General features: G+C 72.6%; 25 protein-coding genes and 1 pseudogene. 14 read left to right on the top strand and 12 right to left on the bottom strand.

Annotation, left to right across the window (positions count from 1 at the left end):
• The first annotated feature begins 53 nt into the window (after positions 1 to 53).
• A complete protein-coding gene (locus tag ACIBCM_RS24590) occupies positions 54 to 461 on the top strand; it encodes a CoA-binding protein (RefSeq protein ID WP_399246620.1) in 408 nt (135 codons plus the stop codon).
• A 43-nt stretch (positions 462 to 504) separates the two neighbouring features.
• Here ACIBCM_RS24590 and ACIBCM_RS24595 read toward each other — a convergent pair whose 3' ends face one another.
• Together ACIBCM_RS24595 and ACIBCM_RS24600 are read right to left on the bottom strand one after the other, a co-directional pair.
• The gene (locus tag ACIBCM_RS24595) at positions 505 to 1,059 is read right to left on the bottom strand and encodes a YbaK/EbsC family protein (RefSeq protein ID WP_399246622.1); all 555 of its coding nucleotides are present in this window, start codon (positions 1,057 to 1,059) and stop codon (positions 505 to 507) included.
• Between the two features lie 236 nt (positions 1,060 to 1,295).
• Positions 1,296 to 1,901: a helix-turn-helix domain-containing protein gene (locus tag ACIBCM_RS24600; protein ID WP_399246624.1), complete on the bottom strand. Its 606-nt coding sequence runs from the start codon at positions 1,899 to 1,901 to the stop codon at positions 1,296 to 1,298.
• Between the two features lie 61 nt (positions 1,902 to 1,962).
• Here ACIBCM_RS24600 and ACIBCM_RS24605 point away from each other — a divergent pair, with 61 nt between their 5' ends.
• The gene (locus ACIBCM_RS24605) at positions 1,963 to 2,829 is read left to right on the top strand and encodes an EamA family transporter (RefSeq protein WP_399246626.1); all 867 of its coding nucleotides are present in this window, start codon (positions 1,963 to 1,965) and stop codon (positions 2,827 to 2,829) included.
• Positions 2,830 to 3,228: 399 nt separating this feature from the next.
• On the opposite strand, the gene ACIBCM_RS24610 is transcribed toward ACIBCM_RS24605, so the two are convergent.
• Positions 3,229 to 3,981, bottom strand: coding sequence for an acyltransferase (locus ACIBCM_RS24610; protein WP_399246628.1), 753 nt, complete (start codon positions 3,979 to 3,981; stop codon positions 3,229 to 3,231).
• Positions 3,982 to 4,445: 464 nt separating this feature from the next.
• Between ACIBCM_RS24610 and ACIBCM_RS24615 the strand changes: the two genes are divergently transcribed.
• From ACIBCM_RS24615 to ACIBCM_RS24635, 5 genes are all read left to right on the top strand, one after another.
• Complete coding sequence (locus ACIBCM_RS24615; RefSeq protein ID WP_399246630.1) at positions 4,446 to 6,287, top strand: ATP-binding protein; 1,842 nt, start codon at positions 4,446 to 4,448, stop codon at positions 6,285 to 6,287.
• A 102-nt stretch (positions 6,288 to 6,389) separates the two neighbouring features.
• On the top strand, positions 6,390 to 6,812 hold the full coding sequence (locus ACIBCM_RS24620; RefSeq protein ID WP_399246748.1) for a roadblock/LC7 domain-containing protein: 423 nt from the start codon (positions 6,390 to 6,392) through the stop codon (positions 6,810 to 6,812).
• Entirely contained in the window at positions 6,809 to 7,168 is a 360-nt protein-coding gene (locus ACIBCM_RS24625; RefSeq protein WP_399246632.1) for a DUF742 domain-containing protein, read from the top strand. Before ACIBCM_RS24620 ends, ACIBCM_RS24625 begins: the two co-directional genes overlap by 4 nt.
• Positions 7,149 to 7,763 carry a GTP-binding protein gene (locus ACIBCM_RS24630; RefSeq protein ID WP_399246634.1) on the top strand — a complete coding sequence of 205 codons (615 nt, stop codon included), beginning with the start codon at positions 7,149 to 7,151 and terminating at the stop codon, positions 7,761 to 7,763. Before ACIBCM_RS24625 ends, ACIBCM_RS24630 begins: the two co-directional genes overlap by 20 nt.
• Entirely contained in the window at positions 7,760 to 9,076 is a 1,317-nt protein-coding gene (locus ACIBCM_RS24635; RefSeq protein ID WP_399246636.1) for a cytochrome P450, read from the top strand. The genes ACIBCM_RS24630 and ACIBCM_RS24635 overlap by 4 nt, the downstream gene beginning before the upstream one ends.
• Before the next feature lie 121 nt (positions 9,077 to 9,197).
• Here ACIBCM_RS24635 and ACIBCM_RS24640 read toward each other — a convergent pair whose 3' ends face one another.
• Positions 9,198 to 10,421: a cytochrome P450 gene (locus ACIBCM_RS24640; protein WP_399246638.1), complete on the bottom strand. Its 1,224-nt coding sequence runs from the start codon at positions 10,419 to 10,421 to the stop codon at positions 9,198 to 9,200.
• Between the two features lie 556 nt (positions 10,422 to 10,977).
• Positions 10,978 to 14,118, bottom strand: a complete 3,141-nt coding sequence (locus ACIBCM_RS24645; RefSeq protein WP_399246640.1) for a LuxR C-terminal-related transcriptional regulator — start codon at positions 14,116 to 14,118, stop codon at positions 10,978 to 10,980.
• Positions 14,119 to 14,229: 111 nt separating this feature from the next.
• Here ACIBCM_RS24645 and ACIBCM_RS24650 point away from each other — a divergent pair, with 111 nt between their 5' ends.
• Complete coding sequence (locus ACIBCM_RS24650; RefSeq protein WP_399246642.1) at positions 14,230 to 14,799, top strand: ATP-binding protein; 570 nt, start codon at positions 14,230 to 14,232, stop codon at positions 14,797 to 14,799.
• Here the strand turns inward: ACIBCM_RS24650 and ACIBCM_RS24655 are convergent.
• Positions 14,747 to 15,261 (bottom strand): annotated as a pseudogene (locus tag ACIBCM_RS24655) (gamma carbonic anhydrase family protein). The gene ACIBCM_RS24650 and the pseudogene ACIBCM_RS24655 sit on opposite strands and share 53 nt — an antisense overlap.
• A 333-nt stretch (positions 15,262 to 15,594) precedes the next feature.
• Positions 15,595 to 16,032, bottom strand: a complete 438-nt coding sequence (locus ACIBCM_RS24660; protein WP_399246750.1) for a DUF4442 domain-containing protein — start codon at positions 16,030 to 16,032, stop codon at positions 15,595 to 15,597.
• 106 nt (positions 16,033 to 16,138) lie between these two features.
• Between ACIBCM_RS24660 and ACIBCM_RS24665 the strand changes: the two genes are divergently transcribed.
• Positions 16,139 to 17,146: a hypothetical protein gene (locus ACIBCM_RS24665; RefSeq protein WP_399246644.1), complete on the top strand. Its 1,008-nt coding sequence runs from the start codon at positions 16,139 to 16,141 to the stop codon at positions 17,144 to 17,146.
• A gap of 195 nt (positions 17,147 to 17,341) precedes the next feature.
• Here the strand turns inward: ACIBCM_RS24665 and ACIBCM_RS24670 are convergent, their stop codons facing one another.
• The 4 genes from ACIBCM_RS24670 to ACIBCM_RS24685 all read right to left on the bottom strand — a co-directional run bounded on the left by ACIBCM_RS24670 (position 17,342) and on the right by ACIBCM_RS24685 (position 20,872).
• Positions 17,342 to 18,133 carry a spermidine synthase gene (locus tag ACIBCM_RS24670; RefSeq protein ID WP_399246752.1) on the bottom strand — a complete coding sequence of 264 codons (792 nt, stop codon included), beginning with the start codon at positions 18,131 to 18,133 and terminating at the stop codon, positions 17,342 to 17,344.
• A gap of 500 nt (positions 18,134 to 18,633) precedes the next feature.
• Positions 18,634 to 19,803: an elongation factor Tu gene (tuf, locus tag ACIBCM_RS24675; protein WP_399246646.1), complete on the bottom strand. Its 1,170-nt coding sequence runs from the start codon at positions 19,801 to 19,803 to the stop codon at positions 18,634 to 18,636.
• A 91-nt stretch (positions 19,804 to 19,894) separates the two neighbouring features.
• Positions 19,895 to 20,041, bottom strand: a complete 147-nt coding sequence (locus ACIBCM_RS24680; protein WP_399246648.1) for a hypothetical protein — start codon at positions 20,039 to 20,041, stop codon at positions 19,895 to 19,897.
• A gap of 129 nt (positions 20,042 to 20,170) precedes the next feature.
• Positions 20,171 to 20,872: a DNA alkylation repair protein gene (locus ACIBCM_RS24685; RefSeq protein ID WP_399246650.1), complete on the bottom strand. Its 702-nt coding sequence runs from the start codon at positions 20,870 to 20,872 to the stop codon at positions 20,171 to 20,173.
• Positions 20,873 to 20,921: 49 nt separating this feature from the next.
• Between ACIBCM_RS24685 and ACIBCM_RS24690 the strand changes: the two genes are divergently transcribed.
• Both ACIBCM_RS24690 and ACIBCM_RS24695 read left to right on the top strand, forming a co-directional pair.
• Entirely contained in the window at positions 20,922 to 21,629 is a 708-nt protein-coding gene (locus ACIBCM_RS24690) for a TVP38/TMEM64 family protein (protein WP_399246652.1), read from the top strand.
• A gap of 288 nt (positions 21,630 to 21,917) precedes the next feature.
• On the top strand, positions 21,918 to 22,790 hold the full coding sequence (locus ACIBCM_RS24695; RefSeq protein ID WP_399246654.1) for an undecaprenyl-diphosphate phosphatase: 873 nt from the start codon (positions 21,918 to 21,920) through the stop codon (positions 22,788 to 22,790).
• 134 nt (positions 22,791 to 22,924) lie between these two features.
• Here ACIBCM_RS24695 and ACIBCM_RS24700 read toward each other — a convergent pair whose 3' ends face one another.
• On the bottom strand, positions 22,925 to 23,371 hold the full coding sequence (locus tag ACIBCM_RS24700; RefSeq protein WP_399246656.1) for a hypothetical protein: 447 nt from the start codon (positions 23,369 to 23,371) through the stop codon (positions 22,925 to 22,927).
• A gap of 310 nt (positions 23,372 to 23,681) precedes the next feature.
• Here ACIBCM_RS24700 and ACIBCM_RS24705 point away from each other — a divergent pair, with 310 nt between their 5' ends.
• The 3 genes from ACIBCM_RS24705 to ACIBCM_RS24715 all read left to right on the top strand — a co-directional run bounded on the left by ACIBCM_RS24705 (position 23,682) and on the right by ACIBCM_RS24715 (position 26,863).
• A complete protein-coding gene (locus ACIBCM_RS24705) occupies positions 23,682 to 25,010 on the top strand; it encodes a multiprotein-bridging factor 1 family protein (RefSeq protein ID WP_399246657.1) in 1,329 nt (442 codons plus the stop codon).
• 432 nt (positions 25,011 to 25,442) lie between these two features.
• Positions 25,443 to 25,631 carry a hypothetical protein gene (locus ACIBCM_RS24710; protein ID WP_399246659.1) on the top strand — a complete coding sequence of 63 codons (189 nt, stop codon included), beginning with the start codon at positions 25,443 to 25,445 and terminating at the stop codon, positions 25,629 to 25,631.
• A 68-nt stretch (positions 25,632 to 25,699) separates the two neighbouring features.
• On the top strand, positions 25,700 to 26,863 hold the full coding sequence (locus tag ACIBCM_RS24715) for a methyltransferase (RefSeq protein WP_399246661.1): 1,164 nt from the start codon (positions 25,700 to 25,702) through the stop codon (positions 26,861 to 26,863).
• Positions 26,864 to 26,874 lie beyond the last annotated feature (11 nt).

Here is a 26,874-nt window from a genome sequence, read left to right on the forward strand (position 1 = left end):
TACGAGTGCACGCGGTGGGGAATCGTCCGTACGGTTCGCCCGTTGTCGAAGGTATGTACGCAGACAGTGAGACGATCCGCAGAATCCTGACCTCGACCGGCGACACCTGGGCGGTGGTCGGCCTGTCCGGCAACCGGTCACGCGCGGCCTACGGGGTCGCCGAGGTCCTCCAGCGCTACGGCAAGCGGGTGGTGCCCGTCCACCCGAAGGCCGAGACGGTCCACGGCGAGAAGGGTTACGCGACCCTGGCCGACATCCCCTTCGACGTCGACGTGGTCGATGTGTTCGTCAATTCCGAGCTCGCCGGCCCGGTCGCCGACCAGGCCGTCTCGATCGGCGCGAAGGCGGTCTGGTTCCAGCTGGGCGTGATCGACGAGCAGGCGTACGAGCGCACGCGCGCGGCCGGGCTCGATATCGTCATGGATCGCTGCCCCGCGATCGAGATCCCCCGGCTGGGCTGAGGTCCCGGCGCCCGGACTGCGGATCAGGCGTCCGGCCCTCGGCTCAGACGCCGAGGCCGTCCAGGACCACCGCGCCCGGCAGCTCGGTGAACGCCTTGCCGGGCACGATCAGCTTTCCCCTCCGGCGGCCACTGCCGATGAGTACCCAGGGAGTGTCGACCACGAGGGAGTCCACCAGCAGCGGCCAGCCGGCGGGCAGGCCGATGGGGGTGATCCCTCCGTACTCCATGCCCGTCTCCCCGACGGCCGTGTCCATCGAGGCGAACGACGCCTTGCGCGCGCCCAGATGCCTGCGTACGACCCCGTTGACGTCGACGCGCGCCCGGGAGGGGACGAGACAGCCCGCGAGCGTGATCCCGCCGCCGCGCTTTCCCGCGACGACGACGCAGTTCGCCGACTGGTCGAGGAGCTCCTGTCCGTGGTGCTCGACGAAGGCGGCCGTGTCCGCGATCCGCGGGTCGGTGTCGACATAGATCAGCTGCTCGGCGGGCACGGCGCCGGACCAGGCGCGTACGGCGTCGGCGACGGGCGCGGTCAGCAGGTCGAGGCAGTCGGAGGCGGGGCGGGCGTCGTCGAAGGCGCCGATGGGAGCATGCATACGCGCCACGCTAACAGCGGCCCTGGCCTCCACCGGGAGGGGTCGGGCCGTGAATGCGGGGGCCCTGGGTGCCGTGAGGGAGGACGCACGGGGGACGCGAGGAACGAGTGGTCGAGCACGATCGACCGCCGACGCACAGATGAGCCCCCGCCCGAGTTCCGGCGGCAGGGCACCCCCGGGACGGAATCCGGGGAAGAGCCGAGTCACACCCCCGGGGCCGACGGGTTCGGCCGGGCTCAGCGCGGGGGCGGCACCAGGACCGTCATGGTCATCGTCACCGGTTCCTCGCCGTCATTGCGGTACATATGCGGCACATCCGCCTCGAAGGCCGCCGAGGCGCCCGTCACCACGGAGTGCTCCACACCGTCCACGACCAGCGTGAGCACACCCGCCGTGACATGGAGCAGCTCGGCCGTGCCGCCGGGGTGCGGATCGGAGCCGCTGCCCTCACCGGGCATCAGCCGCCAGCTCCACATCTCCAGCGGGCCGGGCTTGTCCGTGCCGATCAGCAGTCTGCTGAAGCTCCCGGCCGGCGTGGTCCACAGCCGTACGGCCCCTTCGGGGGGCACCAGCCGGACCTGCGCACCCCGTTCGTAGTCGAGGAGCGTGGTGATGCTGACACCGAGCGCGTCGGCGAGCTTCACCGTGGTCCCGACACTCGGGTTCGTCCGCGCCTGCTCGATCTGGATGATCATGCCACGGCTCACCCCGGCGCGGGCGGCGAGGGCGTCGAGCGTGAACCCCCGCTCACCGCGCCAGCGCTTCAGATTACGGGCGAGCGACTGAGTCAACTGGTCGAGGTCCGACACATTCCGTCCATTGGAGTGAATGATAGAGTTCATTATCTTGCACTACGGTGTGGTGCACCCAATTGTTCAACGCACTGTACTGCGAGGTCTCTCCATGGTCGCACTGCTCGCGCTGACCACCGCCCTGCTGTGGGGACTCGCCGACTTCGGCGGCGGCCTGCTGACCCGCCGCATCCCGGCCGCCACGGTCGTCGTGGCCTCCCAGGCGATCGCGGCGGTCGTTCTCGGCGCGATCGTGATCGCCACGGGCGCGTGGCGGGAGGCCGGACCCCAGCTCTGGTACGCGGCGGCGGCGGGCGCCGTCGGACCGGTGGCGCTCCTCTGTTTCTACCGCGCCCTCGCCCTGGGTCCCATGGGGGTCGTCTCGCCGCTCGGTTCCCTGGGCGTTGCCGTGCCGGTCTGCCTGGGCCTCCTTCTCGGGGAGCGGCCCGGGGTCCTCCCGTTCGCGGGGGTCGGGGTGGCGGTGGCGGGCATCGTCCTCGCGGGCGGGCCCGAGCTCCGCGGTGCGCCCGTGCAGCGGCAGGCGATCGCGCTCACTCTCACCGCCGCCTTCGGCTTCGGCGCGGTGATGGCACTGATCGCCGAGGCGTCGTCCACCGTCAGCGGGCTGTTCCTCGCGCTCTTCGTCCAGCGGGTCACCAATGTCGCCATCGGCGCGGCGGCGCTGTACGTCTCGGTCAGGCGCGGCGGGCGGGCCCTGCCGGAGGAGGGCGGGATGCGGGTGATCCGCTCCGCGCTCCCGCCGCTCGCGTTCGTGGGGCTGGCGGACGTGGCGGCCAACGGCACATACTCACTGGCCGCCCAGGCCGGGCCCGTCACCGTCGCGGCCGTCCTGGCGAACCTCTACCCGGTGGTGACCGTGCTGGCCGCGCTCGTCCTGCTCAGGGAGCGATTGCGGGTGATCCAGGCGGCGGGCGCGGGGCTCGCGCTGGTGGGCACGGTCCTGCTGGCGACCGGCTGACCGGGCCCGAAGGGGGGCCGTGGGTGAGCCAAGGGAGAAGGCGCCGAGCCCGCGAAGACCGAGTGGTCGAGCACGGTCGGCCGTCGACACCCACGCGAGGCCCCGGAGGTGAGGGAGCCACAGAAAGCTCGGCCTTCGGACGCCGCATCCGCGGGCCTGCCCGTTACCGGGCCCCGGCCGCGTATCCGGAGCCGGCCCTTACCGCACCCTGCCGCCCGGGTGCCGCGCCCGTGCGCCGGGCGGTCGCCCCGCCCGACCACGCAGCCGCTCGGGCAGCACCCCGCCCCACCCGGATCCATGGGCAGCCCCCCGCCCACCACCCCGGCGCCCGTACCCGAACGGACCGGCCGGCCGGGCACGGCGCGTGGTCGACGCAAGCGCCCCGGACCGACCGGGCCGTCAGTTCTCCGGCCGCCTCTCCAGCTCCGCGACGGCCAGCAACTGCTCCGGAGTGATGCCGTCCGGAATCGGTACGGGGGCGGGCGTCCGCAGGGGCGGATCCCAGCCGCCGACGGGATCCCAGCTCCGTACCACCCGGGCCGGCGCCCCCGCCACCACCGAGTGATCGGCCACCTCTCCCCGTACGACCGCGCCCGCCGCGACCACGACATTGCGGCCGAGGCGCGCCCCGGGCAGGACCACGGCCCCGGTGCCCAGCCAGCAGCCGGGTCCGATCTCGACCGCTTCGGTGCGCGGCCACTGCTTGCCCACGGGCTCGTGCGGATCGTCATAGCTGTGATTGGTGGAGGTGATGTAGACGTATGGACCGCAGTACGTGTCCGGGCCGATGGTCACCCGGCTGTCCGCGACGACATGGCTGCCACGGCCGAGGACGACACCGTTCCCCACGGTCAGAACGGGGTCGGCGCCCAGATCGAGCCCGGGCGCCATGCCCGCCGTGAGCGTGACCTGTTCGGCGATCACGCAGTGGTCACCCAGTTCGATCCACGGCTCCCCGAACACCGTGCCCTGCGGAAACGCCAGCCGCGTGCCCCGGCCCAGACTGCGGAAGCGCAGCCGTCCGGGATGCTCGGCCGTGATGGCGCCCGCGTCCTGCGCCCAGCGCCAACCCCGGTGGACGGCGCGGGTCAGCACCCCTCGCCACCAGGCGGAAGGCGCCGGAAGTGAGAACGTGTTTCTGTTCTTGGGCACCCGCACAACGGTAGTCCGCCGGGCCTCCGGGGGCGGAGGCCCGCCGCTGTGACGTTCACCCCATGGAAGCACCACCCCCGGATCGGATGGCCGAAAACCATCGCCCCTCTGCCCGATCGGGCCACTTCAGCGGTCAACTCCGGCCACTTTTGCCGCATCAGCCACTCTGATTCCGACAGCGTCCACCACTTCTAGCAGCCACCCTGACAAAACCACTCAGGGTTCACCGCTTATCACGATCCTTGACTCGGCACAGTGACTTCGGGACTAAGTCCTCCATTCTGTGGGGAGTCCGTGCTGACCGGGCGCTCCAGGAGTGGCCCGTGACTAGCATGAGCGCCACATAAGTGCGGAAGATCACCGTCAACCTCCGGTGCCCGCCCCTGTGTTCGGCCGATGCCCGCCGGTCGGCCCGTCCGAACGAACTCCCTGGATCTCCCCGGACTCGAGCAGCGAGGGACCGCATGTCCGTGCCAGCCGCACCGAACCCGCACCGGATACGAACACCACGGCCCGTGCCGCTCGCCGTCCCCCTGGTCGCGGTCGCCGTGGCGGCGGCAGCCGGCGGCACGGCGATCGCGGCGGCTCCGGACCCGGCACGCGCCTGGGTGGCGGTCACGGTCGCGGTCGCCTGGACCTGGGTGGCCGTGACGGTCGTCGTGACCACTGTGGGCTCACGCAGAACGCGGTCCGCCGCGATCGCGGCGGACGGTGAACTCCGGGCCCTCCAGACGCAGTCGGCGCAGTCGGGGGCGGACGCCGCCCATCTGGTGAACGTCACGCTCCCCTCGGTCGTCAAACGGCTGCGCGACGGCGAGAGTTCCGAGCATGTCCTGGCCGGTACGCCCCCGCCCGCGGATCCGCAACTGCGTCTGGTGCTCCACCGGTTCACCACCGAACTCGCCGCCTGTGAGCAGCACGCCAGGACCGCGAGCGCCGCCGGGGCGAGCGCGGTGCAGCGGCTCGCGCGGTCGGCCGACGACCTGGACCGGCTGACCGCCCAGACCCTGCCCGCGGCGATCGAGCGGCTGCGCTCCGGCGCGTCCGCCGACACCGCCCTCGCCGCGCTCGAACAGCCCGACGACGCCCGGCTGCGGGTGATCCTGGACTCGATCGTGCGGGAGTTCGCCCTCAGCGAGCGCCGGGCCTCGGCCGCCATGGGCGCGAGCGCCAAGACCCTCAGCAGGGTGCAGGCGAAGGCCGTCACCCTGCTGACCGATCTGCGGGACATGCAGGATCGTTATGGCGAGGACGTGTTCGGCGATCTGCTCAAGCTCGACCACAACACCTCGCAGCTCGGGCTGCTGACCGACCGGCTGGCCCTGCTGATGGGCGGCCGGGCGAGCCGTACCTGGAACAAGCCGATCGGCATGGAGAGCATCCTGCGCGGCGCGGTCGGCCGGATCGCCTCCTACCAGCGGGTCCGGCTGCACTCCTCCAGCACCGCCTCGGTGGCCGGATACGCGGCCGAGGGTGTGATGCATCTGCTGGCCGAACTGATCGACAACGCCGCGAACTTCTCGCCGCCGATCGACGAGGTCCATGTCTACGTCGAGGAGCGCACGGCCGGCCTGGTCGTCACCGTCGAGGACAGCGGGCTGAAGATGACCGGCCCGGCGCTCCAGCGCGCCGAGGAGGCCGTGTCGGCGAAGGCCACCGATCTCGCCCGGCTCCGCAGTACGCGGATCGGGCTCGTGGTGGTCGGCATGCTGGCCGCCAAGTACAGCATGACCGTCAACTTCCGGCCCTCCTCCAGGGGCGGCACCGGGGTCGTGGTGCTGTTCCCGCCGCAGCTCCTGCACCAGTCGCGGGGCATCCAGGCCGAGCCGGCCGGACGCCCCGCCGGCGGAACCGGCACGGACGCCGGGGGCACGACCGCGGGCCCGATCACCGGTACGCCTCCGGGCACCGGTACGACGGCGCGGGACGCCGCCCCGGCCCAGGGCCCCGCTCCGGGCTCGTACCCGGCGACGGGCGCCACCGGAGCCACCGGAGCCGCCGGTACCGCTCCCTCCGTCTCCCCGGCCGCACAGCCCGCCTCCGGCCCCGTGCTCCCGCCGGAGAACGCCCCCCGGGTCGCGACGCCGAACGGTCTGCCCGTACGGCCCCGGGGGCGCACCATGGCCGCCGCCGACCGGGGCCGTACGGACACCGGGGCCGAAGGGGTACGGGGGCTGCCGCGCCAGCGGGACGCCGGGACGCAGTTCGGGGCCTTCCACCGCTCACGGCAGGCACGGAACAACCACCCGGCCCACGGTGAACACCACGTTCACGACGGCGCCCCGGACGGGCCCTCGGAGGAGTAGCACCGGGACGGGCCCTCCCGCCAGACCAGCATGTCCATAAACCGTGAGACAGGAGGCACGGGCCGGGACCCGACCACCGGGAAGCACCCGCCCACGCAGACCATGCAGACCACCGACAACAGCCTGACCTGGCTACTGGAAAGCCTGCTCGAACGCACTCCGGGAACCCGGCACGCCCTGGTGCTCTCCCGAGACGGGCTGAAGCTGTGCTGGACCCCGCATCTGACGCTGGACCAGGCCGATCAGCTCGCCGCGATCTGCTCGGGCATCCAGGCTCTGGCCCAGGGCGCGTCGGCCGAGTTCGGCGACGGCAGCGGGGGCGTACGGCATTCGATGACCGAGTTCCACGGCGGGCTGCTGTTCATCGTGGAGGCCGGTGAGGGAGCCCATCTGGCGGTCGTGGCCTCCGACGGCGCCGACCCGGGGGCCGTCGGCCACCAGATGACGGAGCTGATCGAGCAGATCGGCGAGCATCTGCACGCCGAGCCGCGGGCGCGAACCGCCCGGGAGAATCAGCCCTCATGACCCGCCGCCCCGTCGACATGGGGAACCCCGACCGGCTCTACACCGTGACCGGGGGCCGCAGCCGCGCCGAGGACGACACCTTCGACCTGGTGACACTGATCGTCAGTGAGTGCGATCCGTCACCGGGGATGCAGTCGGAGCACGTACGGATCCTGGATCTGTGCCGGCATCCGATCTCGGTCGTCGAGATCTCGGCGGAGCTGCGGCTCCCGGTCACCGTCGTACGGATCCTGCTCGGCGACCTCCTCGCGACGGGGCGTATCTCCGCACGCCGTCCGCGGGCCGCGCGCTCGCTGATCGGCCTGCCCGACTCGGCTCTCCTGGAGGAGGTGCTCCATGGACTCCGCAACCTCTGAGCGACCCGGCCGTACGCCCCTGGTCGACTCCGTCGAGACGGGGCTCAAGATCGTGATCGTGGGCGGCTTCGGTGTCGGCAAGACGACCCTGGTCAAGTCGGTCAGCGAGATCCGGCCCCTGAACACGGAGGAGGTGATGACACAGGCGGGCATCGGACTCGACGAGACGGCGAGCCCCTCGAAGAAGTCGACCACGACCGTGGCCTTCGACTTCGGGCGGATCAGCCTCAACGACCGCATGGTCCTCTATCTGTTCGGGGCACCGGGCCAGGAGCGGTTCTGGTTTCTGTGGGACCGGCTCTTCGCGGGGACGCTCGGTGCGGTGGTCCTGGTCGACACCCGGCGGATGAGCGACTCCTGGTACGCCATCGACCGGCTGGAGAACCACGGCACACCGTTCGTGGTGGCGGTCAACCGCTTCGACAACGACCCGGCCGCGTTCTCGCTGGCGGAGATACGGCAGGCACTGTCGCTGGCTCCCCATGTGCCGCTGGTCGACTGCGACGCCCGGGTCCGCTCGTCGGGCAAACATGTGCTGCTCAGCCTCGTCAAACACCTTCGCGAACTGGCCATGTCCCGGGAGATGACCCCATGACCGACCGCACGGGACCCGCAGCGGGCCCGCCCCCCGGCTCCGGGCCGGCCTCCGGATCCCCGGTGCCCGGTCCCGGTGACGGGGTCCCCCCGGGCTGTCCCTCCCACGCGGGCGCGGTTGCGCTGAGCGGCCCGGCGTTCCAGCAGTCGCCGTCGGAGCTGTACCGCGAGCTGCGCCGGGAGCACGGGGCGGTCGTCCCGATCCTGCTCGACGGCGGCATTCCGGCCTGGCTGGTGCTCGGATACGCCGAGGTCACCTATGTGACCGGCCACGACGATCTGTTCGCCCGTGACTCACGGCGCTGGAACCAGTGGTCGCAGATCCCGGCCGACTGGCCGCTGATGCCGTTCGTGGGCTACCAGCCGTCCGTGCTCTTCGCCGAGGGGGCGGAGCACCAGCGGCGCGCGGGGGTGATCACCGAGGCACTGGAGGGCGTCGACCAGTTCGAACTCGGTCACTGGAGCCGGCGGATCGCGGACCATCTGATCGATCTGTTCGCGGGCAGCGGGCGGGCCGAGCTGATGTCGTCGTACGCCCACGCCCTGCCGATGCGTGCGGCCGTCCAGATGTGCGGTATGCCCGAGGGCAGCGCCGGCACCGAGGACCTGGTGCGCGATCTGTGGATCTCGCTCGACGCGCGCGAGGGCGACGACCCGGTGGCCGCGTACGTCCGGGTGCAGGAGCACATCCTGCGGCTCGTCAAGGACAAGCGGGCCGTGCCCGGGCCCGATGTCACCTCCCGGATGCTGGGCCATCCGGCCCAGCTGACGGACGAGGAGGTCGTCCAGGACCTCATCACGGTGATCGCGGCGGCTCAGCAGCCGACGGCCAACTGGATCTGCAACACCCTGCGGCTGCTGCTGACCGACGACCGCTTCGCCCTGAATGTCTCCGGGGGCCGGCTGAGTGTCGGCCAGGCGCTCAACGAGGTGCTCTGGCTGGAGACCCCCACCCAGAACTTCATCGGCCGCTGGGCCGTGCGCGACACCCAGCTCGCCGGTCGCCAGATCCGGGCGGGCGACTGTGTGGTGCTGGGCCTCGCGGCGGCCAACACGGATCCCCAGATCTGGCCCGAGGGCCGGATCGGCGCCGAGAACTCCGCCCATCTGTCGTTCAGCAGCGGTGAGCACCGCTGTCCGTATCCGGCACCGCTGCTGGCCGATGTCATCGCCCGTACGGCGGTGGAGACGCTGCTGGAGCGGCTGCCGGACGTGGTGCTCGGCGTCGAGCCGGAGGAGCTCGCCTGGCGTCCGTCGGTGTGGATGCGGGGCCTGACCGCCCTCCCGGTGCGGTTCACCCCGGTCGTACGCTGAGGTCCGGAAGGGCCTGTGTCTCTCGTACGGAGCGGGCGCCGGGCATCTCGGTACCGGTGAGCCGAACGACGACGGTGACCGGGCGCCCGCCGGTTCGCGGTAGCCGCAACGGCCCGGTCCGTCAGCCGGCCGAGGGTGTGAAGCGAATGGGCAGGCTCGCGGGCCCCCGGGTGAAGACACCCTGTTCGGCGGGGGTGAAGCCGTCCGCGAGCCGCATATCGGGCAGCGCGTCCAGGAGTTGGTTGACGGCGGTCTCCACCTCGGCCCTGGCGAGGAGCGCCCCCACGCAGAAGTGCCGTCCCAGGGCGAAGGCCAGATGGTCGGCCGCGGCCGAGAACGCGGTGCGCGCGGTGAGGTCGTCGCGGAAGATGTCGAAGCGCTCGGGCTCCCGGTAGCGCTGGTCGTCCCGGTTGGCGGACCCGATCAGACAGGTCACCGTTGCGCCCGCGGGGATGGTGCCCCCGCTGACGGTGACCTCGGCGGCGGTCTGGCGCATGATCATATGGACGGGCGGGGTGTAGCGCAGGGTCTCCGCGAACGCGCGGTCGATGAGGCTCCGGTCCGCGCGCACCGCCTGGAACTGCTCGGGATGCGCCAGCAGATTGGCGAAGAGGCCCGCTATCGCCTTGTCGGTGGTCTCGCCGCCGGCCGCGAGCAGCAGACTGCAGAACGCCTTGATGTCCTCGTCGCTCATCCGTACACCGTCGACCTCGGCCGTGCAGAGCGTGGAGAGCAGATCGTCACCGAGGTGTTCCCGGCGCTCCCGGATCACGGGGAACATGTACTCGGCGAACTCCGCCCGGGTGCGCTCGCCCGCCGCCGTGACGTCGGGGTCCTGGGTGAGATTGCCGAGAAAGGCGATGACACTGGTGTACCAGCCGTGGAACCGGTCGTGGTCGGCCTTGTCGAGCCCGAGCATCTCCGCGATGACATTGACCGGGAAGCGGGTGGCGAACGAGCCGACGAGATCGGTCTCCCCCAGGTGCCGGAAGGTGTCGATCAGCTCACGGGCGTTGCGCTCGATGACCGGGAGGAACTTCTCCTTCAGATCGCTGCCCCGGAACGCGGGGGCGACGAGTGCCCGCCGTACCGCGTGCTCGCGCCCGCCGAGCTGGAGGATGGTCCTGCCGTGGACGGGCTCGACCTGCCAGCCGTAGTTGTCGGTGGTGTAGCGGGATTCCTTGTCCTTGAAGGCCCGTTCGACGTCCGCGTACCGCGACAGCAGATAGCTCTGTGTGGGCTCGTGCCAGATCAGAGGGGCGTTCTCCCGCATGGCGCGGTAGGCCGGGTAGGGGTTCGCGGCGAACTCCGGCGACAGGATGTCGGGGATCTGCGGTGCGGCCATGAGGCTCCTCGGCAGAACGGACAACTCACCCCAGGTTATGGATCGTTCATCCGCGGGGACAGACGGCCTCGTGGCCGGAAACGGACCGTGCCGCACCGCCCCTCCGGCGCTCACCGGCGCATGGCGGCGCCGTCCTCCCCCTGCGCGGGCGCACGGTAGCGAGGGCCCGTCGGAGCCCGGCCGCCGGGCGCCCCGCGTGGTGACGGCCGCGCCGGGCGGTGTCCGTGTACGGGACCCCGGCGCCCGGGCAGGTGAGGGTGTGCCTGCGGCGAGCGGGCCGGTGAAGCCGTGCCCATGGTGAGCGGCCCTGTGTGAGGCCGTGCCCGGGGCCGGGACACCCCTCCTCTGCGAGCGGGGCCACCTCGGTGGGGGACCGTGGCCCGCGCCCGCCAGGTGTTCCGGCACCCCGGGCACAGCACCGACGGCGGGCACTCGGCGCACCGTGCCGGACAGCGGCCGGCACGGAAGCGGTGCGTTCCGCTTCGGTGGGTGGAGGCTAGTGACGCCACCACGGGCCGCGCCATCCGTGGCGGTCATCTACGGATACGCAAAAAAATCAGGTGGCCCGGTGGGGACGGGGCCGGCTGAGTGGCTGCCGTGACTGGGACTCCAGTTTCCGGCGGGCACGGGAGACATGCTGCTCCACGGTGCGCGGCGAGAGATGGAGGGTCGCGGCGATCTCCCGGTTGGTGAGTCCGGCGGAGGCCAGGTCGACGACCTCCTGCTCGCGCGGGGAGAGCTGGTCGCCGTACGCGGGCCGGCCACGGGGTCGCCGGCCGGGCGCGGGCCGGTGGGAGCGCAGGGTGGCCCGTACCCGGGCGGCGTCCCAGCCCGCGCCCAGGGCGATGAGGCTCTCGACACAGGAGGCGAGCGATTCGACGGAGGCGGCGAAGGGGTCGGTGGCCACGCCCGTGGCCACGCCCGTGGCCACGCCCGTGGCCACGCCGGTGCCCGAGTCCGTGCTCGTAACACCGGTTCCCGCGCCGGGGGTTGCCGGGGTGCTGTCGGGGCCCGGGCCCCCGGTTCCCGTACCGTCGGATTCCGCACGGCCGGTTCTGGTTCCCTCGGTCCCCGTGCCATCGGTCCCCGTGCCCCCGGTTCCGGTGCCTCGGACGCTTCCGCCTCGGGGGCCCTCGCCGTCCTTTCCTTCCCCGGCACCGGCCGTCAGTACACAGGTCTCGGCCGCCTCGGTCGTGAGGAGCGCCGCGTAGGGGCGGGGCAGTGCGGCATAGCGTGCGGACGCCTCCCGGTAGCGGGCCACGGCTTCGGCGGGTCTGCCCGCGGTCTCGGCCAGAATGCCGTGGCACCAGGCGAGCGCGGCGAGGGCCGAGGGAGCGGTGTCCGCCGGCCCCGCGAGCCCGGCCTCGAACTCCACGGTCATCTCCTCGGCACGCTCACGGCGGCCGGCTCTCGCGGTGGCCTCGACGGCCCAGGGCGCCAGTTCGGCCGCCCAGGGCCAGACCCCCTTGTCCCGCAACCGGTCCCAGGTGACGGCGGCTTGGGACGCCGCCGTCTCCAGGTCACCGCGCGCCAGCGCGGTTCTGACCAGGGCCCCCGCGGCGGCGGCGACATGGGGCAACGGGGAGCCGGCGGGCAGCGGATGCCCCTCGCCGGAGAGCCAGGCCGCCATCTGCTGCCACTCCCCGTGTGCCAGCGCCAGCATCCCGAGGACGATCCGGGCGTCCGCGGCGGGGCCCGGCATCACCCCGGCCTCCGCCACGAAGGCACGCGCCCGCGCGGCCAGCCCGTCCCAGCGGCCGGTCATCCAGTCCAGTACCAGACGGGTTCCCCTGCCGTCCTGTTCGACATACGCGGCGCCACCCCGGGCCGCCAGCTCCAGGCCCTCCTCCACCAGATCGCCCACACGCGGCAGCCGGCCCAGCCACAGCGCCGCGTCGGCGGCGTTGACCAGGCCCCGGGCCACATGCGGCAGCCGAGCGGGATCAGCGGCGTCGTCGCGCAGCCGGTCCAGTACGTCCCAGGCCGACGGATCACCGGTCTCCAGCTGCACGGCGACGCAGTTGGCGGCCACCGTCGTACGGACCTCGTCGTCGTCACTGGCGGCGGCCATGGCCCGGACCCGGTCGAGCCAGTACAGATTGCGCTCCAGCGGCACCGCCGACATGACGGGCATGGCCAGCGCCGACATGGCCCGCGCGGCGAGCGCCGGGCGCTGCTCGGCCAGTTCCCCGGCCGCCCGTTCCAGTTCCACCCAGCCCTGGAGACCCCGGCCCGCCTGGTTGTAGAGAACGAGCCCCAGGTCGAGACGGATCCGGCCGCGTACGGCGGAGGGCAGGGAGTGCTCGTCGAGGATCTGGCGCAGCACCTGGACGGTCTGGTCGGTGTGGAGTCCGAGTACGGCGCTGTGGGCGAGCAGCAGGGCGAGCCGGGCGCGGGTTCCGCCGGGTACGGCGGGATGGGACAGCGCCTGCTCCAGCAGGTCGATCGCTCTCTGGTGCTCCCCCGCGCCGGCGCACTGCCGGGCCGCGCGTTCGGCGGCGATGAGCCAGCCGCGCGTCTGGCCGGCGCGGTGCCGGTGGGCGGCGAGCGCGGCCCAGTCGACCGGCTGCCGGCGGGCGAGGGCATCGGCGGCCCGGCGGTGCATGTCCTGCCGGAGCGGTCCCGGCAGCTCCCGGTAGACGGCCGTGCCCGCCAGCGGGGCCGGAAAGCAGTACAGATCCCGGCCCGCTTCCTGGAGCACTCCCGCGCCGAGGGCCGCGATCAGGGCCTGCCGGCCGTCGTCGGCGGGGAGGCCCGCCACCGCGCAGAGGTCACCGGCGCTGCCGGGGCCGTCGAGCACCGCCGCGGCCCCGGCGATGGCCCGGTGCTGTTCCGGGAGGCCGGCGAGCCGTCCGAGGGTCAGTTCGGCCAGCCGTACGGGCGGTCCGGTGGCGTCCAGGTCCCGGGCCGTATAGCGCTCCCGAGGGCCGTACGACTCCTCCAGCTGGGTCAGCAGATCGGCGACGACCTGCGGCACTCCCGCCGACCGTTCATGGATCCGGGCGATCAGTTCGGGCGGACAGCTCTCCGGGCCGAGGCGGCTTTCGGCCATCCGCCGCACCCGGTCGGCGTCCAGGGGCGCGAGGCGTATCCGCAGCACGGTGAGGCGGGCGGGGTAGGCGATGGCCCGGCCCAGGACGAGGCCGGGCGGGGCGAGTTCCTCCGGGCGGTAGGCGAGGACGGCCGCGAGCCCCTCGGGCGGCTGTTCCAGCAGCCGCCGGAGCAGTTCCGCCTCCTTCGGCCCCGCGCGGTGGACATCGTCGGCGACCAGGAGGAGGGGGCCGCCGCCGTCCGGCGGGGACATGAGTTCCCGGGCGAGGGCCGCGGAGTCCTCGTACAGCCGGGGCCCGGGGAGTTCAGGGGCCCGGGACGGCCGTGGAGGGTGACGGTCACCGCTCGGCTCCCCGCCGCCCGGGGGGCGGGTGGCACTGCGTTCCGTACGGGCGGAACGGGCCGGGACCCGGGCGAGCATGACCCCGGACGAGGTGAACGTCATCACCATCTGTGCGCGCGGGCCGGTTTCCGCGTGTTCCGCGAGCTGGGCGAGCAACCGGCTCTTCCCGGTCCCGGCACGGCCCTCCAGCAGCAGTAGCGCGGGCCGCGGGGTGTCGCGGGTGACGGTCCGAGTCAGCCAGCGCTCCCAGATGCCGTCACCGAGTGTGGTCACCGGATCACTCTCCTCGACAATTCTGGGCATTTCATTTCTTTACGTATCCGTACTTCAGTCTCCCCAATTGCGTCGGGCACGGAGTGACAGCGAGCGTAGCCCCATCGGCCCGGGCCGCCACCCGGGGCAGAAGGAGCCAGAGTGATCGCATCCGAGGAGTCGTGCCGGCCCCTCTCCCCCGGCACGGTGCCCGAGGGCGGGGTCTTCGGGCTGGCTCAGTGCGCGATGGCGGCGACCCCGGAGTCGGCCCGTGCCCTGCGCCACTTCGCGGGCGCGGTGGCACGGCGGTGGCGTCTGCACGACGAGTGCCGTGAGGCTCTTTCGGTGATCGTGACCGAACTGGTCACCAATGTGGTGCTGCACAGCGGCAGCAACTGGGTCGGCCTGGCCATCAGGATCCGAGGGAACACCCTGACGGCGGAGGTCCGCGACGGCGGCCGGTGGAAGCACCGGGTCACCCGGCGGCAGGAGCCCCTGGACGCGCACGCGGACTGCGGGCAGGGGCTGCGGCTGGTCGACGCGTTCGCCACCCGGACGACCACGCGCCGGCTGCCGGCGGGCAGTGCGGTCGCGGCGGAGATCATGATGGCCCCGCGCGCCGGGCTGCCGGCCGGTATCGGCCGGCAGCCCACGACCGGTCCCGAGCAGCTCCGTACGTTCAGCGTGCCGGGCGCGCCTCGCGGTGCGCCTTCGCCAGTTCGAGATACATGACGGCGTTGATCCGGATGTGCTCCCGCTCAGCGTCGGTGAGCTGACGCCTCACCTTCGCGGGCACTCCGGCGGCGAGTGAACCCGGCGGGATCTCCATGCCCTGGGGGACGAGCGCGCCCGCGGCGACGAGGGAACCGGTGCCGACGCGGGCGCCGTTGAGGACGGTGGCACCCAAGCCGATCAGGACCTCGTCCTCCACCGTGCAGCCGTGCAGGACGGCGTTGTGCCCGACCGTGACCCGCTCGCCGACGGTGACGGGGAAGCCGGGGTCCACATGGACGGTGCAGTTGTCCTGGATGTTGGAGTCGGCGCCGATGACGATGGGGCCGCAGTCGGCGCGCAGAACGGCGTGGTACCAGGCACTGCACCCGGGGCCAGAGTGACATCGCCGATGACGACGGAGGTGGGCGCGGCGAAGGCGTCGGGGTGGATGTCCGGCTCGGCGCCGGGGAGTCCTGCGATCCAGGCGAGTGAGCCGAAGGGCCGCGCGGGTGTCGAAAGGGAGAGCGCGCGGAGGTCCCGAGGAACGAGGGATCGAGCACGGTTGACCGTCGACGCACGCTGAGGCGGCCCCGTGGGGGTCCCCCCGGACGGAGTCTGGGGGAGAGAACCGAGCCACAACAATGGGAGCGGTCATCGGCATTCTCCTTGCGGGGTGCGGCGGGGCGTGGCCGGTACGTACATGATCCCCCGAGGGGGTCCGCGGGCCTCGGGGGGCCTGCGCCCGGCGGATGTCGGGCCCTTGGGGATCGAGCCGGCGGCCGCCCTCGCGCATCGCATCGGCCCCGTACGGCGTCAGGCTGTGGGGCGGAGGGTCCAGGTGATGGCCATCTCACCGGTCACCGCGCCGTCTTCGCGCCGGATCTCGACGTTGACGCAGAACTCGGGCCGCTCGCCCCGGTCCAGCTCCGCGACGACATCGGCGGCGGGGCGGCCGATCGTCGCGGTCGCGGTGACCGGGCCCATCGCCAGCTTCTTGTAGGCGATGCCGGCCTTGACGGCGAGGGGTACGGCACGGCCCAACTGCTCGCCGAACGCGGCGAGGACGACCGCTCCGCTCGCCGACTCGGCGAGCGTGAACATCGCGCCGGCGTGCGGACCGCCGACATGGTTGTGGAACTCGCTCTGGTCGGGCAGACGCAGCACCGCGCGCTCCCCGGTCGTCTCCAGGAACTCCAGGTTGAGTGTCCTGGCCATGGGTACGGTGGCGGCGAGCATCTCGCCCACGGTCATCCGGTCAGTGCTCATGGCGAGATGTTACCCACGGGTAGTGCGCTTGGCCATCCCCGCCCGGGGCGGACGTGGCAGCCATGGGACCGTCCCTCTATCGTTACTGGCCATGTGGCCAGGACAGCAGCCGCCCGGGGGCGAGAACCCGCAGAACCAGAACCCGTATCAACAGCCGGGTTACCAGCAGCAGCCGAATCCCTATCAGCAACCGGGATATCAGCAGCCCAACCCGTACCAGCAGCCGACGGTGCCGCAGTACGGCGTACCCGGGCAGCCGCCCGGCGGGCCCCAGCCGCCCGACAACAACAAGAAGAAGACGACCGTCGTGGCGATCGTCGCCGCCACGGCGGTCGTCGCCACGGCCGTGGTGACGGGGGTCGTCGTCTTCTCCGGCGGCGACAAGGACACATCGGGCAAGGGCGGGGAGACCGCCGCGCCCCCGTCGTCCTCCCCGGGGACACCGGGCACGAGCGCTCCTCCGTCCGCCGAGAACCCGCGCGGCGGCGAGGACGCGACGCCGACGATCGCCGGCTGGAAGGTGGTGACCAACCCCAAGCACGGCACGCTGTTCGACGTACCGCCGGCCTGGGAGGTCGCGGGCTCGGGCATGAGCACCGGCTTCGAGGACGCCAAGAAGGGGGACGGCTCTCCCGTGGTCGCGATGTCCGCCCCGGCCCACTACAAGTCCCAGTGGTGCACTCAGGACACCAACATGGACGGGAACCTGGAGACCACGGGCCTCGCCACGGTCGGGACCAAGGGCGGCAAGGGCGCCAAGGACAGCCAGACCGCCGCGTACAACGAGGCGGGCAACTGGGTGTGGGCGGGTTACGCGCAGGAGGAGCCCAAGGGCACCATCAAGGTGGTCAAGGCCAAGCCGTACACCACCAAGTCCGGGCTGACCGGCAGCCTGGCGACGGCGACGGCGGTCGGGGTGAAGAAGAAGAAAAAGTGCGACACCGACGGGAAGTCGATCGCCTTCACCTTCAAGGACCCGGCCGGTGAGTTCAAGTCCTGGGTGCTGTACGCCAACAAGGGCGTCAAGGACGAGGTTTCCGATGCCACCATCCAGCAGATCCTGAGCACCGTGCGGCTGGCCCCGCGCTCCACGGTCTGACCCCGGCGGCCGGGCCGCCGATTTCCGCGGCGGACCGGCCGCACCCGGCAGCGGGTAGCGGGTAGCGGGCGTCGAGAACTCGTGCCGCGGCCCGTGTCTCAGCCGCCTGTCCGCCGTCCGGCCGGGCGGCGGCGTATACATCCCCCGAGCGCCGCCACCATGCGGCGGCACCGCAGGGGAACGGTCGTCCGGGCGTCAGCCGATGCCGAACGCCCCGTCGGGCGGCTCGGGTGACGCCTCCGCCTCCCCGTCCGTCACCGGACGCGCTCCCCGCATGAGCCGGGCGAGCTGCGGTCCGTGCTCCACACGCGCCGGAAAGGCGTCCCCGGCGGTGCGCCGGGCCAGGGCGGCGGTGTCGAGGGGGATGTGGGAGGCCACCAGCAGGGCGTTGCCGAAGCGCCGCCCGCGCAGCATCGCGGGTTCGGCGATCAGGGCGAGCTGCCCGAACACCGCCGCGAAAGTGGCCAGCTGGGAGCGGAGGAAGGCGAAGGGGGCGCCGTCTGCGAGATTGGCGGCGTAGACGCCGCCGGGGCGCAGGACCCGTTCCGCCGCGCGTGCGTACTCGACCGAGGTGAGATGCGCGGGGACCCGTGAACCACCGAAGACATCCGCGATGACCAGGTCGGCCGAGTCCGCCGGGGCCGCCTCCACCCAGGCGCGGGCGTCGGCGCTGTGCACCGCGATGCCGGACCCCGGGGGCAGCGGCAGTTCCTCCGCGACCAGCGCGACGATCCCCCGATCCGCCTCCACGACGTCCTGACGGGAGCCCGGACGGGTCGCGGCCACATAGCGGGGCAGGGTGAGCGCCCCGCCTCCGAGGTGCAGTACGCCGAGCGGGCCGCCCTCGTCCGCGAGGACGTCGACGAGATGGGCGAGCCGCCGCGTGTACTCGAACTCCAGGTGCGTGGGCTCGGCCAGGTCGACATACGACTGGGGCGCGCCGTCGACCGTCAGCAGCCAGGCGCGGTCCCGGTCGATGTCGGGCATCAGTCTGGCGGTGCCCAGGTCCACGGCCCGGGTCACGGGTATGGGCTCCGGGGCGCACTCGGCCGGTCCGCCGCCGGATCCGGTTACGGGGCCGGGGCCCGCTCCCGGTTCGTCTCCCCTACGCGGTCCGGGTTCCGGGCCGGCTCCGGATCGGGGGCCGTGTCCGGGCGCGGGGAGGGGCTGCTTGTCCACGATCCCATTGTGTACGCCAGGTGTACGCTCGGTTCTCTCCCCCCAGACTCCGTCCGGGGGGACCTCCACCGGGCCGCTTGAGCGTGCGTCGACGGTCGATCGTGCCCGACCACTCGTTCCTCGCGGCCTCCGCGCGTTCTTCCTTTCGACACCCACGGCCCCCTTCGGCTCTCCGGACACGGCCGCTTCGTACCGCCGCGCGGGGGCGGCCGCTTCGTACGGCCCCGCGGGGCGCACTCCACGGGCGGAGCGCGAAGGGAGCGCGCCCGCCTCCCGGGGGAGGCGGGCGCTGTGCGTCCGCGGCCGCGTCAGGCCGTCTCCGTGACGGTGCCGGCGCCGACCGTACGGCCGCCTTCACGGATCGCGAACCCGAGGCCGGCCTCCAGCGGGACGTCCCGGCCCAGTTCGACGGTCATGGTGACCGTCTCACCGGGCTGTGCCACCGCCCGCTCGCCGAGGTCCACATCGCCGACGACATCCGCGGTCCTGATGTAGAACTGCGGCCGGTACCCGGTGGCCACCGGGGTCGTACGCCCTCCCTCACGGCCGGAGAGGAGGTACACCTGGGCGGTGAACCGCCTGCTCGGGGTGATGCTGCCGGGCGCGGCGACGACATGTCCGCGGCGCACCGCGTCACGGGCGAGCCCGCGCAGCAGCAGCGCGACGTTGTCACCGGCCTCGGCGGACTCCATCGGCTTGCCGAAGGTCTCCAGACCGGTGACCACCGTCTCGACGTCCGCGCCGAGCACCTGGACCCGGTCACCGACGCGGACCGTACCGCGCTCGACGGCTCCGGTGACGACGGTTCCCCGTCCGGTGATGGTGAGCACGTTCTCCACCGGCAGCAGGAACGGCGCATCCGTGTACCGGACCGGCATCGGCACATAGGTGTCCACCGCGTCGAGCAGCGCCTCGATCGCCGCCGTCCAGCGCGGGTCGCCCTCCAGGGCCTTCAGCCCGGAGACCCGGACGACCGGTGCCGCGTCACCGCCGTATCCGTGCGCGGTGAGCAGCTCGCGGACCTCCAGCTCCACCAGGTCGGTCAGCTCGTCGTCACCCGCGTCCGCCTTGTTCAGTGCGACCACGATGTGGTCCACGCCGACCTGGCGGGCGAGCAGCACATGCTCGGACGTCTGGGGCATCACCCCGTCGAGCGCGGACACGACGAGGATCGCCCCGTCGAGCTGCGCCGCGCCGGTGACCATGTTCTTCACATAGTCGGCGTGCCCGGGCATGTCGACGTGCGCGTAGTGGCGGGTCCCGGTCTCGTACTCGACGTGCGCGATGTTGATGGTGATCCCGCGCCGCGCCTCCTCCGGCGCCTTGTCGATCCGGTCGAACGGCACGAAGCTGCCGCTCCCCCGCTCACTGAGCACCTTGGTGATGGCGGCGGTCAGGGTGGTCTTCCCATGGTCGACATGGCCCATGGTGCCGATGTTCAGGTGCGGCTTGGTGCGCACGTAAGCCGTCTTGGGCATGGTGTTCTTCCTCGGAACTCGACGTGTGACGGGGACCCCCGGGCCTTGCCGACCCTCCCCCTGCGGGGTCCACCGGACGATCCGGGAAGAGTCAGCTTCGGGCGCCGTCGACCGGCGCGCCGCCGAAGGCCGCGGCCGCGGCGGCGGCGCGGGCTGCGAGGAATGCGGCAGCCTTCGGCGCGCCCGCGACCGCGGGGCACTCTGTGGGGAAGGCGTACCGGAACATGAGGACGATCATGTCCCATGTCCCGGACCGCGTCGAATGGTTTTCCACCGGCGGGAGCCGGGGCCGGAAGAGTTCCGGGCAGCCACCCGCCGACGGGCTCGCCCCCGCTCCCGCCGGCGGGTGGCGACACGGCCGAGAGATCTACCGGAGGTTTCTGAGCGCCTCACGGACGGAGAGGGGGGACAGCACGTCCCGCGCCGAGTCCACGAACTCCCGTACGGCCCCGGGGTCGGTCTTCGCGTACTCCCGCAGGCTCCATCCGATCGCCTTGCGGATGAAGAAGTCCGGATGACCGGCCCGTCGCAGGCAGTACCGGAACAGCCGGCCGCCGTCCGTCGCGGACCTGTAGCGCAGTTGGTGGAGCAGCGCGGTGCGCGCCACCCACAGGTCGTCGTCCCCGATCCACTCGTCCATGGCGGACACCAGTTCCGGGTCGGCGCTCACCAGCGGTCCCACCACGTGCGCGGCGATCGCGTCGACGGTGTCCCACCAGGATGTGGTGACGACGAGATGCCGGACCACCGGGAGGAGGCCGGAGGAGCAGCGGCCGATGTGACGTGTCAGATAGTCGACGGCGAAGTAGTGGTACTCCCGCTCGGGCAGCTCCCAGCAGCGCAGGGCGATCGCCGTACAGTCGTTCTCGGCGGGGCGGGGCAGCCCTTCGAGCACGGTGCGGGACAGGGCCCGGCGCTCGCCCGTGTAGAGCCCGATGAAGGGGGCGACGCCTTTCATGTACGCGGCGGCGCCCTCCGCCCGTACGGGATCCGCGCCGGTCGGATAGACGCTCGTGAGGCGTTCGAGCACCGTGTCGGCCAGCGCACTCGGCGGTATCCGCGGGGTCATGAGGTCCAGATTACGGCGATCACAACTCCATGTCGGTTAGTCTCCCCGGATGTTCGAGCCCGTCCCCAGGCCGCCCGCCCCGCTCGCCGTCCGCTGCGCACAGATGCTGCTCTCACCGTGGTCGCGGCTGTCGTTCCTCGCCCTGATGCTCGCGTGCGCCGGGGCCCTGGTGGTGCTGTACGAGCCACAGCGGCTGCTCTCCGAGGGGCGGGCTCCGGTCCAGCTGAGCGGTGCGGCGGCGGTGGTCCTGTTCGGCATCGGCTACGGGGTGTGCACCGCGGCCTTCGTGCCGCGTCCGCTGCTCAATCTGGCGGCGGGGGCGCTCTTCGGCTCGACGGCCGGACTGGTCTCGGCCCTTGCGGGGACCGTCCTGGGCGCGGGCATCGCCTTCACGCTCGGCCGCCTCCTCGGGCAGGACGCGCTGCGACCGCTGCTGCGGGGCCGCTGGCTGAAGGCGGCCGACCACCAGTTGAGCGCGCACGGCTTCCGCTCGATGCTGGCGGTGCGGCTGTTCCCGGGGGTCCCGTTCGCCGCGGCCAACTACTGCGCGGCCGTTTCCCGTATGGGATACACGCCGTTTCTGCTGGCCACGGGCCTGGGGTCGATCCCCAACACCGCGGCGTACGTCATCGCGGGCAGCCGGGCCGGATCTCCGACGTCTCCCGCGTTCATGATCTCGACGGGCTTCATCGTGGTGACCGGGATCGCCGCAGGGGTCGTCGCCTGGCGCAAGCGCCACCGGCTGCGCGGAGACTGACGCGGCGGACGCCGGGCTGACTCCGGCGGACGCGGTCCGGAGCCGGGGCCCGCACCGGCCGGGACACCTGCCCCGCTGCCTCGGCCCTCCTCTCACCTCCCTGCCCCTCCCCGCCACGGCTCTCGGCGGCTCCGTCCGGCGACGCCCGTACAGAAGATCGCCTCCGCGCCGGTGGGGGCATGGCGCTTCACGTCACTTCGGGACGCTACGCTTCGTCGCAATTGGCGCAGGATCGGGACCGCTACGCGCCGTCAGATCGTGATCACTTCTTGGGTGGCGTCGTTTTTCATGTCTTGGTTTGAATCATTCATCCTCGGACTCGTTCAGGGGCTGACCGAATTCCTGCCCATCTCCTCCAGTGCGCATCTGCGGCTCACCGCCGCGTTTGCCGGCTGGCAGGACCCGGGCGCCGCGTTCACCGCGATCACGCAGATCGGTACCGAGACCGCCGTCCTGATCTACTTCCGCAAGGACATCGGGCGCATCGTGTCCGCCTGGTTCCGCTCGCTCACCGACAAGACGCTGCGCGGCGACCACGACGCCCAGATGGGCTGGCTCGTGATCATCGGCTCCGTTCCGATCGGTGTGCTCGGGGTCACGCTCAAGGACCAGATCGAGGGCCCGTTCCGCGATCTGCGTCTCATCGCCACCACACTGATCGTGATGGGCATCGTCCTCGGTGTCGCCGACCGGCTCGCCGCACGCGACGAGCGCGGCGGCAAGCACCGCGCGGTACGGGGGCGCAAGCCGCTCAAGGAGCTGAACGTCCGCGACGGTCTCGTCTACGGCTTCTGCCAGGCCATGGCCCTGATCCCCGGAGTCTCCCGCTCCGGCGCCACGATCAGCGGCGGTCTGCTGATGGGATACACCCGGGAGGCAGCCGCCCGCTACTCGTTCCTGCTGGCGATCCCGGCGGTGCTCGCCTCCGGTGCGTACGAGCTCAAGGACGCGGGCCAGGGCCATGTGTCCTGGGGGCCGACCGTCTTCGCGACGATCATCGCGTTCGGTGTCGGATATGCGGTGATCGCCTGGTTCATGAAGTTCATCACCACCAAGAGCTTTATGCCGTTCGTCGTCTACCGCGTCCTGCTGGGAATCCTTCTCTTCGTCCTGGTCGGAATGGGCATGCTGAGCCCGCACGCCGGTGAGTCGGGCGGCTGACGGCCCGCGCGATCACCGCCGCCTCCGGGGCGCCCCGGCGATCGCTCCCATGCGAGGGGCCGCCGGCACCCGGCCACACGGGCTGCGGCTGCGGCTGCGGCTGCGGCTGCGGCTGCGGCTGCGGCTGCCAGAACCTACGTGACGTAGTCGCACTTGTGGTTGCCGGCGGCCGACGAGTAGTCGCACACGTACAACTGGACGTCCTTGACGTTGATCGGATACCCGTCGCCCACCGAGTCCCCGGCGGTGGAGGCGACGGTGACCCACGGCTCCTGGACCCAGCCGCCGGGTCGCCACGTCTTGTAGCGGACCCGCAGATGCGCGACCTTGCCGTCACGGGCGCACTCGTCCCAGATCCGCACGTTGTAGCCCGCGTTGAAATGGCCCGGCTCACCCGGGCGCTCGGTGTAGGTGAATTCACCCGCCGCGAACGAGCAGTGCGGGCTCTTGCTCCGTCCGCTGACCCCCCACTGCACCCGTTCCTCTCCGGCACTCGCGGGTGCCTGGGCGACGCCGACGGCGAGGGCCGTCGCCACGAGGGCCGTGACCAGGCGGGGTCGTGTGCGTGTACGTAACGACATGCTTCCTCCTGCGTCCGGTGGGCTGCACCGGGCACCACGATGGGCCAGGGGCCCGTGAACCCGCCATGGATATCCGTGCAGGGCACCGGGAGATACGTGCACAGGGGAGCGGTGGGCCGGTGCCCCGGAATCCGGCGGCGGTGCGCCGGCCGACACGACTTCGCGCCGACCCGGCGCCAGGCACAACCGGAGCACACGGGGTACCGGGCCGGACCGGGTCCTTCCGGCGGCCCGGGCCGCCGGAAGCACTGGTGGTATCCCGCGGGGCGCGCTGTGACACTGGACGGCGAGCCCATGTGGAGGTGCACCGGTGGAACGGCCCGCAGGCAACACCCGTCTCACGTCGGCCCGTGTGGCGGCCGGTTACCGGTCGCAGCGGGCCTTCGCCGCCGCGCTCGGTGTCGGGGTGAGACAGGTGCGGCGGTGGGAGTCGGCCGAGCCGCCCTGGCCCCGGGCGGATCAGCGGCGGGCGATCGTCCGGGCGCTCGGCCGGGATCTGGAGTCGCTCGGCTTCAGCCGCCCGGACGGCCCGGACGGCGGTGACTCCCCGGACGGCCACGGGCCCGGGGCCGTCCGCCGCGACGGGGCGTCAGCGGAGCTGCCGGAGTCCGACGGCATCGGCACACGGGCCGACCGGATCACCGCCCCGGCGGCCTCCGCCCCGGTCGAGGACTTCCGGGCGGCCACCCGATCGCTCCGCGGCCGGTACGGGACGGTCGCGCCGGCCGTGCTCCATCCGGCCACCCTCGCCCATGCCGCCACCGGCCGGGAGCTGCTGAGGCGGACGGCAGGGCGGGACCGGCTACAGGCGGCCGGGGCACTGGCCGAAACGCTGCTGCTGTGCGGGCGGATCGAGTTCTCCACGCTGCGGATGCCGGAACGCGCCGGACGGTCCTGGCTGCGCGCCCACGAAGTCGCGCGGGAAGCGGGCGACCCCCTGCTGGCTTCGGCCGCCCTCGCGCACGCGGCGCTGGTCCCCGGCCGGAACGGGCACCTGGACGAGGCGTCGGCGGAGCACCTGTCGGACGCCCGCGCCGAGGCCGGGCGCACGCGGTCGGCGAGCGCTGAGTTCCTGGCCTGGCTCGACGTGGTGGAGGCCGAACGCGAGGTCCGCCGCGGGGACACCGGGGCGGCGCTTCGGCTGATCGGCCACGCCGAGGATGTGCTCTCCCTCGGCGGTGAGCGGGACGGCCCCGAGTGGTTCGACTGGTTCGGCCCGGGCCGGCTGGCCGCGTTCAAGGGCGGCACCCTGCTCGGGGCGGGGCGTCTCGACCGGGCGCGGGAGACGCTGCTCCGCTCACTCCCGCTGCTTTCGTCCGCGGGATACGGAGACAGAGACGGGAACGGGATCGGAGACGGTGGCGGTGCCGTTCATGCCGAGGACCAGGTGCGGACGGCCGTCTACGGCGACCTCGCCGAGGTCGAGGCCGCGGCGGGGGACCCGGAGGCCGCGTGCGGCTACGCCTGCCGCGCGGTCGGCCTGCTGGACGTGACCTCGCGAGCGATGGACCCGGAACGCGTCCGGGAGGTGCGCGAAGCCCTGATGCCTCATCTGCACCGGGAGTGCCTGCGGGACCTGGAGGAGCAGTTGTACGGCGTCCCGGCGGCGGTGGGCGCCTTCGCGGACCGCCGGGTGTGACCTGCCACCTCGCGCACCGCATGGCGCCCGAACCAGCGGCGGGGAACGGCGGACGGGGGGCGGGCGCGGGCCCGTGGAGCCACCCCGGACCCGGCCGGGATGCCCGCGCCGGTGACCGCCTCCGCGTACGGCCGGGGTGTACGAGGGCTGCGCCCGGGCACCCGCTCCGTGCGTCCGGACGCACGGCGCCGTCCGGCGACCGCCGCTTCCCGGTGCGCGCCCTCGCCCGGGCGCCCCGGCGGCCGGCGCATGCCATGAGGTTCATCACGCGGCCCGGGCTCGGCGGCCGGGCCGGCCGGCGGCCCGATCCCGGGAACGCCCCTGTTCACCCGCCCGGAAGGCGTACGGCGGACCGCCGCCCCGGCGCCCGCGGGGGACGCCGTCCGCCGCCGCGGGGGTTACGGACCTCCCGGTAAGCCGTAACCTGTTCGCATGTCCCCCCTTCCACGCGAGTCAGAGACTGCCGCGCCCCCCTCGACGCTCGTCACCGCGGCCGAGCTGAACGCCCGGATCCGTGACCTGTGGGCCGATGGACAGCTGCCCGACGACCGGCGTTCGGAGTACGAGGCCCTCGTCCTGAAGTGGGCGGCGGCGCTGGAGCACGTCGACCGGGCGGCCTGATCCCCCACCCCCCACATCCGCGAACGCCTGACGGGACCCCGTCCCGGCTCGGCTAGCCTGATGGCACGATGAACCGTCTGACCACGCCCTGGGGCGACGTCGCACTCGCCCGTTCCCCCGAGGACCCCCGCGACCCCTTCCGCGCCTGGGACGCCTCCGACGCGTATCTGCTGCGACACCTCGACGAGTCGGGCATCCCGCTGTCCGGGACGGTGGCCGTCGTCGGCGACCGCTGGGGTGCCCTCACGGTGTCGCTCGCCGCGCGGGGGCCCGTATCGGGGGCGTCCGTCGTACAGATCACGGACTCCCTCCTCGGGCAGCGGGCGACCCGGGCCGCTCTGGCGCGCAACGGAGCCGGGGACGCCCCGGTCCGGCTGCTGTCCGCCAGGGACACCCCGCCCGCGAGCGTCGACGTGCTGCTCGTACGGGTGCCGAAGAGCCTGGCGCTCCTGGAGGACCAGCTGCACCGGCTCGCCTCGGCCGTACACGCGGGAACCGTGGTCGTCGGCACCGGGATGGTCGGCGAGATCCACACCTCCACGCTGAGGCTGTTCGAGCGGATCATCGGCCCCACGAAGACCTCCCTGGCGGTACGGAAGGCACGGCTGATCTTCTGTACGCCGGACCCGTCCCTCGCACGGGTCCCCGGCCCCTGGCCGCTCCGCTACGCGCTGCCCGACGGCATCGGGGTGCTCTCCGGCCGGACGGTGACCAACCACGCGGGCGTCTTCTGCGCCGACCGGCTGGACATCGGCACCCGCTTCTTCCTCGGCGCCCTCCCCGTGCGGCGGGGACCCGAGCGGGTGGTGGACCTGGGCTGCGGCAACGGTGTGATCGGCACGGCCGCGGCCCTCGGCAACCCCGAGGCGTCGGTGGTCTTCGTGGACGAGTCGTACTCCGCGGTGGCGTCCGCCGAGGCGACCTACCGCGACAATGTCACCTCCGGCGAGAAGGCCGAGTTCGTGGCCGGTGACGGTCTGGCCGGGATGCCGGACGGTTCGGTCGATCTGGTGCTCAGCAATCCGCCGTTCCACTCGCACCGGGCGACCACCGACGCGACGGCCCGCCGGATGTTCGGCGACGCTCGGCGGGCCCTGCGGCCGGGCGGCGAACTGTGGGTCGTCGGCAACCGGCACCTCGGCTACCACGTGCGGCTGCGACGGCTCTTCGGTGGCTGCGAGGTCATGGCGAGCGACCCGAAGTTCGTCGTTCTGAAGGCCGTCAGGCGGTGACACCGCGCTGA

This window comes from Streptomyces sp. NPDC051018 (assembly GCF_044456085.1).
Taxonomy (GTDB): Bacteria; Actinomycetota; Actinomycetes; order Streptomycetales; family Streptomycetaceae; genus Streptomyces.